Origin of the sequence: Staphylococcus sp. HMSC062H10, from assembly GCF_001836945.1 — a bacterium.
In the GTDB taxonomy this organism is placed as follows: Bacteria; Bacillota; Bacilli; order Staphylococcales; family Staphylococcaceae; genus Staphylococcus; species Staphylococcus aureus.
Genome location: NZ_KV830939.1, coordinates 1 through 784 on the forward strand (window position 1 = coordinate 1; position 784 = coordinate 784).

At 24.4% G+C, this 784-nt stretch carries 1 protein-coding gene; it reads right to left on the reverse strand.

Annotated elements, in window-relative coordinates:
* Positions 1–620, reverse strand: a 620-nt coding sequence (locus HMPREF2658_RS00230; protein WP_070854166.1) for a replication initiation protein, incomplete at its 3' end; no start/stop codon positions are given.
* Positions 621–784 lie beyond the last annotated feature (164 nt).

The window sequence follows — 784 nt, forward strand, 5'->3', positions numbered from 1 at the left end:
TTTTTGGCTTTAACTTTATTGATATTAAGGTTATTAAAGATAAACCCTAATTCTTTAATTATAGGAGCTAATACTTTTTGATTAATATGAGTCATGCGATAACTATTAGGAATATCTAATCGTTCTCTAAAATCTTCAATTTGAATTTTAAAATAACCTGTGTGTTTATATTGTTTTAATAATCTAAACATATTTTTAGAGTATGTAGATTTAAGATTTGTCATTTCTTTTAATTCAAATTTAGTAAAATCAGCTGTTATTTCATTTAAAACATGCTTTAATTTAGGATTAATACTAACGATTAATTTTTTCTCATCAACATCAACTTCATACCCAGTAAATAATACAAATTTTTTGAAAGATAGACCACTTCTTTCAGTATAAGTTAGAGTTAACATTTTATCGTATACATGTTCTAAGTCTTTAACAAAACGTTTTAATGAGCGATGATAGTAATTACTTAAATGACGTAACTCTTCAAAAGGGATAGCTAATTCTTTTATATCTTGTTCTTTTAACTTATTACAAAGACTAAAAAATATATCAATCTCTGTGCTGGTAAACTTACGTAATGGAACTAAATTCATTTCATTTTGATATACAACAGTTTCTCCAGACATGTTTATAAAACCTCCTAAAGAATAAGTGGATTAAAAGACACTTTATTAATAATAAGATGTCTTTTAATGATATAAGAAAAATTCAATTAAAACTTATAATAGCATAATTGTAACCATAAAGGCAACTCGCTATTAAAAAGTTGCCTTTATGGTTACAAAAAGTT